Source organism: Pontiella sp. (assembly GCF_041622395.1).
In the GTDB taxonomy this organism is placed as follows: domain Bacteria; phylum Verrucomicrobiota; class Kiritimatiellia; order Kiritimatiellales; family Pontiellaceae; genus Pontiella.
Map to the genome: position 1 here is coordinate 1 of NZ_JBFJYW010000278.1, position 4,962 is coordinate 4,962.

General features: G+C 59.0%; 3 protein-coding genes. All 3 read left to right on the forward strand.

What is annotated here, in order from left to right:
• Positions 1 to 1,843, forward strand: a 1,843-nt coding sequence (locus ABYO54_RS13890) for a hypothetical protein (RefSeq protein WP_372808847.1), incomplete at its 5' end; no start/stop codon positions are given.
• Between the two features lie 385 nt (positions 1,844 to 2,228).
• On the forward strand, positions 2,229 to 4,304 hold the full coding sequence (locus tag ABYO54_RS13895; RefSeq protein WP_372808848.1) for a Sip1-related alpha-galactosidase: 2,076 nt from the start codon (positions 2,229 to 2,231) through the stop codon (positions 4,302 to 4,304).
• Positions 4,305 to 4,379: 75 nt separating this feature from the next.
• A partial coding sequence (locus tag ABYO54_RS13900; protein WP_372808849.1) for a hypothetical protein occupies positions 4,380 to 4,962 on the forward strand: 583 nt, incomplete at its 3' end.

The following is a 4,962-nucleotide window of genomic DNA, read 5'->3' on the forward strand; positions in this document are numbered from 1 at the left end:
ACTGCCCGCAGGTGGCGGCACCGCGGGCTTCCATGAAAGCGGTGCGAACGCGACCGGGTTCCGTACGTTCGGAACCGGAAAGTCTTTCGATCTCAACGGGGACGATATCTACGGCTCGCAAGGCTATTTCTTTTTCGGCGTGGGCGGAACGGCGAACGTTAACAGCCAACCTTTTTCCCGGAATACCCAGGATCTCCCGAGCTGGGTGACCAGCGTGGATGCCGGCGCCAACTTTTCTTCGGTGGCGGAATACGACACCTACTCCGCCATTGACAATCCGACCCTCCCGCCCACCTCGGATACGGAGGATTGGGTCCGTTCCGGAATGGCCGTCGCGACGGGCTCCGGCGTCGGAACCTGGACGGAACTCGTCACCTTTACGATCGACAGCACCGCCCCCACGACGTTCCGCGTCGGCCTGATGACGGGCAACGAAGGATCGACGGATGGGCGCTGGTCGCCGACCGGGCTTCGTCTCTCCGTCAATGGAGGAACCGCGGCCGAGGTCACCGGCCTGCCGGACTTGGAAAGCACCAATGTGGGCATGGTCTTTTTCGATGTCACCACGGATGGTTCCGGCGGCACGTTCTCGGTGGAAGGGCAGCAGCGCCTGGCGACCCAGGGTTCATCGCTTACCGGGATCACCTTTGATGAAACTTCCGAGAGCTATTGGCCCGGAGGCATGCTCGAGGTGGATCTGGAGTCGCTATCGCTGGAGCTGATTGCCCCCGAAACGAGCGTCGGCGGCACCATCACGGCCTCGTACATTGCGGGTTCAACTTCGAGCGATGTTGAAATCGTGTCGCTGACGGCGGATGCCGGGTTCAGCGCTTCCGTGGTTAGCAGTACCCTCGGCACGGCCAACCTGGATGAAGAGATTACGGTCTCCTTCGACAACGCCTCGATTGGTCTCGCACACTTGGGCTCCACGAATTCCACGCTGGTGGTCAGCTGGACCGAGCCGGGTTCCGGCGTCACCAATACCATCGAGGTGGCATTGGATGTGATCTATTATTCCCTCATCGCTTCCCCCAACGTGATTGCCGGGTATGACTTTGACGATGGAACCGGCAACGCCACGCGGGCGGTAACTGAAAAGAACGCCTATGTGACTGCCAGCGATTTCGGTGTTGGCGATGGTTTGTTTGATGTGATTGCCAATAACGGCAACTGCCTGTCGGAACTCTTCGATGCGGAAGGCTATGTGTTCGGGACGGCGAATCCGTTCTCATACGGGGACGGGCGGTCGCCATTCGGCTTTACCGACATGAACAACGCCAACAACCTCGAGATGGCGATCGCCACCAACGACTACATGGTCTTCACGATCACGCCGACGAATGGATATGCGATGGACTTGACCAGCTTTTCGTTCCGGTCGTTCGCTAAAACCACCAATCACGCGGCCGAGCGCTGGGCGCTCTTCTCCTCCGTGGGCGGATTCGCGATCGACGACGTAATCGCGATCGGGCAAAACACGGAGGACGCGGTCTATGTCAACCACGTCGTCGATCTGTCGGGTGACGCGTTCCAGGAGCTGGAAGGATCGATCGAGTTCCGCCTCTACATCTATGGCGGTAACGAGTCGTACTCCGCCGCCACGCAGTTCGACAAGGTGATTGTCAGAGGCGATGTGTACGGCACGGCCATCCCAAATGTCAGCGCTTCCGTTTCCGGCGGATCGCTCACCATGTCCTGGGAAGACGGCCGCACCTACAACGTGATGACCAACACCTATCTGCCGGATGCGAACGGATGGGGCGTCAAGGAAACGGGCGCATCTTCGCCGGTAACCATTCCGATCGGCAGCGCCCCCGCCGTGTTCTTCAAACTGAGCAAATAAACCGAAACGCATGCTCTGATTTTGCGGGAGTTGTAGAAAAAACGCCGTCTCCGAATGGGGCGGCGTTTTTTTTTGGTGCTGGCTGGGTGGTCGCCGCGCCATCGCGAACCGTTTCTTTCATGCGAAAGAAGGGGTCCATATACCCTTTTAAGGCGATGGTCATTTTCCTGCGAATGGTGTTAGCATGCGATCATGAAGAGTATAATACTCATCTTCTTTTGCAGGGGTTTGGCGTTCTCGGATGCGATGGGCGGGCGGGTATTCAGCCGCCCAATCATCAATCCGAATGGATTGCCGCCAAAATCGGATGAAAACAAAATATGCGATCGGCTTGGAGACGCATCCGGCCGAACAAACACGAAGTTTAACGAAAGGATATATACCCATGAACGTATTCCAACCGGCCTTGCTGCTCTCGATCGTTTCGGTCTGTTCGACTTTGAGGGCCGAACCGATTGCCATCGGCGATAAAACCGCCGGGGTGATTCGCGAATCCCTGGAGTCGGTAAAGCCGGACAAGAACGGGGTGTTGCTTACCCGCGCGTTGAACCTGCCTGCGTTTGCGCGCGGCGCCTATTTCGGCGGGGGGCTGGGCTCCAATTTCAAATGGCCGCGCTTGGCCAACCAGATGACGCCGTGGTTTGTCTACGACAACGACATGTCCACGCTTTTCGCGGAGCCCTTTGCCAAAAACCCGTGTGGAACCGTAGGCAAGGGGGCGCAGTCGCAGGGCATGTTTGCGCTTTACCAGCTGGAGTCGGGCGAGTACCTGACGCTGATGCCGTTAAGCAAGGGGGCCACCATGAGCTGGCTGGACACCTCGGAAAGCGGTGAGGTCTCCGTGGTGCTCGGCCACTTCGGCAAGGGCACGGAGAGCGGAAGCATCCCGCTGCTGGTCTGGGCGAAGGATCCCGATATGTATCGCTCGCTTTCCAATGCCTGGAAACTTGCACTCGAACAGCTGGAGGGTTCAACGGACTGGCGCATGAATAAAACCTACCCGGAAGCAATGAAATATCTGGGCTGGTGTTCCTGGGAGCATTTCAGGAAAAAGATCGATAGCGATAAACTGGTGCATGCCGCAAAGAGTATTGAAAACAGCGGGTTGCCGATCCGGTGGTTCCTGGTAGACGACGGCTTCCAGGTTCAGCAGGGCCTCGCCTTGAAGGGGTTTGCGCCCGATCCGAAGACCTTCCCCAATGGCTGGGAGCCGCTAATGTCGATGCGCAAGGAGGACAAGATCAAGTGGTTCGGCCTGTGGCACTCCTACATGGGACTGTGGAGCGGCATCAACAAACAAAACGATTTCGGCGAACTGAACAAGGATTTCATCCCGTTCGGAAAAAATCTCGGCCCGGGAAAATCCCAGGCGGGCGCGCAGCGCTTTTACGACGCCTTCATCGGTTCGGTCGCCGATTACGGCTTTGACTTCGTAAAAATCGACAATCAGTCGCTGTACAACAACATGCAGAAGAACGTGGACAGCAGCGTGGAGATCAATGCCTGGATGACGGAAGCGTTGGAGAATGCCGTGAAGGCGCGTATGCCGCAGGGCATGATCAACTGCATGAGCCAGGGAACGCCCCAGGTGCTGGGGACGCGCTACTCGGCCGTGTCGCGCGTCAGCATCGACTATAAACTGCATGATCTGGCCAAGGCCAAGGCACACATCGAGCAGTCCTATGTCTGCACCCTGTTCCAGGGGCAGACCGTCTGGCCCGACCACGACATGTTCCATTCGTCCGACCCCGACTGCGGCGAGCTGATGGCCATCTCCAAGGCGATGTCCGGCGCACCGATCTACCTCTCGGACAACCCGACCGACTTCTGCGATGAATTCATCCGCCCGCTGGCCTATGCCGACGGCGAGCTGCTGCGGCCGCTCGCCCCGGGCGCTCCGCTGCCGGATTCCGTGATGATGGATGTCTACAAAAGCGGCCAGGCGTTCCGGGTGATCGCGCCGTTGGCCAACCGGTGTGCGGCCATCGTTTCCTACAACCTGTTCCACCCGGGCGAAAAAACGATCTCGACCGAAGTGACCGCGGCCGACTATGCGCATGCGTCCGGCATGATCCAGCCGTACGAGGGGCCGTGGGCGCTGCCGGAAGAGGGGCTGGTGCTCTTCGATTGGCGCCAGGGTTCCGGGGTGAAACTGGATGCGCCTTATCCCGTCGAACTGACCGGTTTCTCGGACCGCCTGCTGTTGCTCGCCCCCGTCCAGAACGGCTGGGCCGTCATCGGCGCGCGCGATAAATACTTGTCGCCGGTGGCGGTGAAGTCGGTCAAGGCAACCGCCGAATCCCTGGAAGTTTCCATGGTCGAGAGCGGCCCGCTCGTCATCTGGTGCGCCAACGCCACGCCGAAAGCCAAGGGCTTCGCCGCCAAGGAGCTCGGCAACGGCTTCTGGCAGTTCGATCTGCCGGCGGGACAACGGGATTATTCAATCACGATTGCAAAATAGGCTTTTCCGATTCAAGGGGCGGAGCGCCCCCCTGCGGAAGGCAAACCAGGGGCCAACAATCCGAAGGAGGATGAAGTGGGTAAAATCTTAACGAGCACTTTCGGCATCTGTTTGCTGTTGGTCGGGGCCGCGCAGGCGGTGATTCTGGCGGGATATGACTTCGATACGGGTCTCGGGGATGGGGAGGATGTCAGCACGCCGGAGGCCAATGTTCAGGGCATCAACGTGACCGCGTCCGATTTCACGACCGGGATTGGCCTGAGTGCCCGCTATGATCTTACCTATGCGCCGGCCGACGGGCTGGATGCGGAAGGAAATCCCTTTGGGACGAAGAACAAATTCGCGTTCGGGGGCTCGGGTGCGGATTTCGGCTTCGACGCTGTGAACGACACGAACGATCTTTCCGGCGCGATTCAAGGCAATGACTACCTGGAGTTCACCCTCACCCCGAATGCCGGGTATAAGGTGAATTTGGAATCGTTGACGTTCCGCACCTTCGTCCAATCGCTGGTCAACTCGGCGGAGCGCTGGGCATTGTTCTCGTCGATCGACGGCTATGCCGGCGGGGCGGAGCTTGCGACGGGGCAAACGACCGACGTGGGCACCTGGAACGGAGACTCCAACAATATCGGGATCGATCTGTCGGATGCCAGGTTCC